2 protein-coding genes are annotated in these 5,165 nt (G+C 53.8%); one reads left to right on the forward strand and one right to left on the reverse strand.

Translation table 11 applies throughout. From position 1 onward, the window contains the following. The first annotated feature begins 210 nt into the window (after window positions 1-210). Window positions 211-4,257 (forward strand): filamentous hemagglutinin N-terminal domain-containing protein, encoded by a 4,047-nt coding sequence (locus tag NZ772_13475; protein ID MCS6814559.1) that lies wholly within the window; start codon window positions 211-213, stop codon window positions 4,255-4,257. Here the strand turns inward: NZ772_13475 and NZ772_13480 are convergent. Next, a partial coding sequence (locus NZ772_13480; protein MCS6814560.1) for a TIGR00303 family protein occupies window positions 4,243-5,165 on the reverse strand: 923 nt, incomplete at its 5' end. The genes NZ772_13475 and NZ772_13480 overlap by 15 nt on opposite strands.

The raw sequence follows: 5,165 nt of genomic DNA on the forward strand, positions 1-5,165 counted from the left end.
CGCTGACGAGCCTAACCTAGCTTACACGATCTCTTCACACAAAGGCATAGTAATTCAGACAATAATCAGGACAAACGACTTGTGTTCACTCTGTTGATGATGCATTTTGTCACTCATTATCATCGCTGCTTACTAAGGGGTTGCAGTATTTGCGCCTCGTGGCTTAGTGTGTTGGTATGTTTTGGGTTGGGCCATCTATCTAGTCCAGCTATGGCCCAAGTTACCGCTGACACTAGCTTGGGCAGTGAGAACTCTGTAGTGGTGCCCATTGGAGCTAACAGCGATCGCATCGATGGCGGTGCGATTCGGAACAATTACTTGTTCCACAGTCTGTTAAATCTCAATATCCCTGCCAATCGAAGCGCATATTTTGCTAACCCGGCTGGGATTGACACTATTTTCACACGCATCACTGGCGGCAGTCCTTCTCAAATTGATGGCACCTTAGGTGTGCTGGGCAACGCCAACCTGTGGCTATTTAACCCAGCCGGTGTTCTGTTTGGGCCGACTGCTCAGATAGATCTCAACGGATCCTTGGTGGTCAGCACTGCTAGTCATCTACAGGTTGGCACTATTACCTTTAGTGCAAGCAGTCCTCAACCAGTACCTCTACTCACAGTGACCGTGCCGATCGGCCTAGGTTTTGGCAGTAATCCGGCACCAATTTCCATTCAAGGCACAGGTGCCGCTCTCACCATTTCACCAGATCAACTAATCCCTGAAAGTATCGCGAGCATTCCCGCAGCTCGCACAGCCTGGGCCACTCTCAACGCTGAAATTCAAGCACGCACTCCCCAACTTCAGGTAGCCCCTGGCAAAACCTTGACATTTGTTGGTGGTGGGCTGACCCTCAGTGGGGCATCCTTAGGAACTTCAGGGGGACAGGTCATTTTAGGTAGTGTCGCTGCTGCTGGAACTGTGCCTGTTGCTCCTACGGGTCAACTTGACCTAACGCAGGCAGGATTACCTACTCCGGGAAGCATTCACATTGATGCCCAGAGCTTAGTGAATACGAGTAGTGCAGGTGGTGGCGCTGTCCAAGTTTGGGGCGGTCACGTGACGATTCAAAACCAGTCTGCTGTAGTGGCTACAACATTAGGGAATCAAGCTGGTCAAGGGATTAATCTTCAAGCCAGTCATTTGGACATTACTGCTCAATCCTTTGTGGGTACGGGTAGTTTTAGCACGGGTAAGAGTGGGACGTTGACTGTGGGCACAGGGACGCTGACTGTCAGCGATCGCTCCCTACTGGGCACGGTGACCCTGGGTAGTGGCAACGCTGGTGCTATGACGGTTCACGCTACGGGCAACACTAGCCTTAGCGGCAGCAGTTTGTTGACTACTTCACCTGTAAACGCTACTGGTGCAGGCGGTGATCTGACACTAACCACTGCTAATCTTTTCCTCCAAGGTGGAGCCAGAATGGTCACCTCTACCTTTGCGGCGGGCATAGCTGGTAAGCTAACCGTCAACAGTGCTGATACCGTCAACCTCATCGGGGCATCCGCAGACAATGTGGTGCCCAGTTCCCTTAGTGCCCGCACCTTCGAGACAGGTGACGCTGCTGGGGTTGAGGTGAATAGCCAACGGTTGTTACTCCAGAATGGTGGGCAGATCTCTACCACGACTCTAGGGTCTGGACGAGGCGGCAGTATTGTTGTTAACGCTCAGACATCAGTGGATATTGTGGGGCGGGGAGTGCGGCGGCGCAGTGGGTTGTTCTCGCAGGTCGGGCAGAATGGCACCAATCAGGGGGGTGAAATTCGCATAGCAACTGATCGTCTGACCGTTCTGGACGGGGCTTTTATCTCTGTGGCTACGGATGGTTCTGGCAGGGGTGGCAACCTGTCGTTAAATGTAACAGGTAACTTAACCCTGTCTGGAACCGACGCAATTGGCGTTCCCAGTCTACTCATCGCTGAGTCCTATGGCACCGGTAAGGCGGGTGACATCACCCTGAGGGCCGGGCATCTTTCGGTACGAGATGGGGCACAAGTGTCTGCCTCATCCCTAGGGGAAGGTGATGGGGGCAACCTGACGGTGACCGCAGCCTCGATTGATCTCGTGGGCATTTCTACGGATGGTTTCTCTCAGAGTGGTTTGTTTGCTGCCTCAGGGCTACCAGGGCTGCCATTTGACGGGCGAGGAGATGGGGGCAATTTGACCATTAACGCGACCAGCTTATCGATTCGAGATGGAGCACAAGCCTCGGCCTCTACCCTGGGTGTGGGCAAGGGAGGTAACGTAGTGGTTACCGCTGATACGATCGCCCTTAGTGGCACAGATAACCAAGGCAGACCTAGCCTATTGTTTGTGGCGACCCAAGGGGATGCACCCGCTGGAGATTTAACAGTTCAAACTCGCGACCTGACAATTACAGGCGGTGCCCAAGTGTCTGCCTCTACAACCGGGGCGGGTCGAGGGGGTAAGGTCACTGTTGCAGCAACTGGCCAGATTGACATTACAGGCAGAGGTCGATTTGAGGCTATTCTCGATCGCCTGTTTTTAGCCACCATCAATCTAGCGCCCCCTGTCACGAAGTCTGAGGACATTGACAGTGGAATTTATGCCCTCAGCTTTGGCAGTGGTAATGCTGGAGACTTAAGGTTAACCGCATCAAACATTACCTTGCGAGATGGTGCATTTGTGTCTACATCGCCCTTTAGCTCTGGCAGTGGTGGCAACATCTTTGTGGATGTGTCGGGCACAGTTCAACTCGTTGCGTCTCAGTTTTTAGGAGATAGTTTTGGCGGCGGTGATAGCGGCTCCATTGTTGTTCAAGCCCAGCAGGTCATTACCCAAGATGGGGGGGCGATCGCAGCCTCTACCTTCAAGGGGGGGCGTGGTGGCACTATTCTAGTTAACGCAGACGATATTCAATTGCTAGGCATTGCCGCTAACAATATCTTTAAGTCTGGGATTTTTGCCAACGCCTATTTTGATTCCGACAACCAAGCTGGCAATATTCAAGTCAATGGTCGGCGATTACTAGTCACTGGAGGGGGCGGCATTGGTGCAGGTACCTTTAGCCCAGCCCAAGGTGGCACTCTCAGCATTAACACTACCGAGTCGGTAGAAATCATCGGGACATCGCCCAATGGACGAGAACCGACCAATGTGGTTACCCAAAGCCAAGGGTCTGGCAATGCTGGCAATCTCACCATCACTACCCCGCAACTACGAGTACTCGGTGGCGCTAACATTTCCACAGCTACTACAAAAACAGGGCAGGGGGGTAGTTTAATTATCAATGCTCCCCAACTGGTAGAGGTTTCAGGGTTTTCAGATGTAGCTACAGGTGCTGTGCCAGATACATTAGTGAATCGCCTAGAAAGTATAGAAAGTAAGGATGTGCTCATCAGTAATATCCGGGCTGATACCCGTGGAGCTGGAGCTGCTGGAGACTTGCAGATTCATACTGGGACGTTTCGGGTTACCAATGGGGCGATCGTCGTTGTCCGTAGTACAGGCACAGGACAAGCGGGTAATTTAGTGGTCACTAGTCGCCTAACCGAACTTGATAACCAGGGCGGCTTGCTGGCAACAACGGCTTCTGGTGAGGGTGGCAACATTGACCTCACGGCAGGGGATGTGCGCTTGCGCCGTGCTAGTCAGATCTCCGCAGAGGCAGCAGGCACGGGCAACGGGGGCAACATCACGATTAGTACCGATGCTCTGATTGCTCTGGAAGCTAGCAGCATTACTGCCAATGCCTTTGAGGGTAAGGGTGGAAACATTCGCATCACTAGTCGAGGCGTATTTTTGTCACCCGATAGTACGATTACCGCTAGTTCTCAACTGGGTATTGATGGAATTGTGGAGTTGCGAACCCTGGATAACAATGTGCAGGATGCGCTGATTAGCCTCAGCGATCGCTTTGTGTCTGCGGAACAGGTGGTTGCCAATAGTTGCCTGACTCAGCGTAATGCTCAGCAGGGTAGCTTTGTTGTGACCGGCACCGGCGGCTTGCCACCTACCCCCTATGACGTTAACAGTAGCCAACCATTTACCCTGTTGGGTGTAGCTCCACTGAGCCGCCAAAACCCGCCCCTCTCTGGTCAACATTCTGGTCAACAGTCTAGGGTCACTGAGTCGCTATCGTCCCGGCCTCCTGGCTGGCAACCTGGAGATCCCATCCGAGAGGCTCAGGGCATGGTTGTCAACAGCAACGGACAAGTAGTGATTGGTACATTCAGTGAGTTAGCCGCTGTGCTCACTGCCGATCAGCTCGTCTGCCATGCCTCATCCCCTCATTGAGGCAGGATCAGGTTGTAGGTTCATGGTTGCCAACACCTGCTCGATCGCCTGCACCATATCTGCCGATCGCCAATGCCGATAGAGACTAGCTGCAATGGCACAGCCCCCAGCCCCAACTCCTTCCTTCACGAACCCCTGCTCATAGATTCGCAGTTGAGGATAGCGTGAGGTCGCAAAACTTAGTTGTGTTGCCAACAGGGTAGGCATGGGCAGAAAGGGAAGTGCTTGGCTAATGGCAGCCGCTAGGCCAACGGTATCGCCCGTGGGATCATCGACTACCCAGCGGGTTGTGCCTACAACAATCTGGTCAGGTTGCCACCATAGCCCTTGTGTATGGACGATCGCCCCCGCTAGGGCGTAGACAGCCAGCATTTGAGTGCCACCCGCAAGCAATACACCACCATGTTGGCTAGCGGCGATCGCCATTCCGGCTACCACAGGCTGCATGGGGTCACCCACGGCAGCAACGAGGGCAATTGGATCCCTAGTTCCGACACTTAACCCAGCTTTTGCGAGTCCCTGCTGCACCACCTCCTGTTTCTGACGATGGTTGCAATGGGGGTGACTGCTGTTCACCCTGCCATGTGCTGGCACACCCAAACCCATTAGCACTGCTAGAGCCGTTGTGGTGCCCCCAACGACACATTCCCCCAGCACCAAGTAGCTGGGTGAGGCTGCCAGAGCCAACGTGTGTCCCCAGTGTAGCCCTTGCGCAAACAAGTGCTTGACAGTGTGCAGCGACAGAGCCTGACCAGTGGTTAAACAGGCAGCGGGTGCACCACCCAAGTCCACACAGGGGACGGGTGGAGGGGAGCATAGGCCAGCGTTGAACAGGTGCAAGGGCATATGCAGTGCTCTTACCACAGCATGGGCAATTACTGCTGGCGATACACCCGCCATCAGAGGTG

It is taken from the genome of Cyanobacteriota bacterium (assembly GCA_025054735.1).
In the GTDB taxonomy this organism is placed as follows: Bacteria; Cyanobacteriota; Cyanobacteriia; order SKYG9; family SKYG9; genus SKYG9.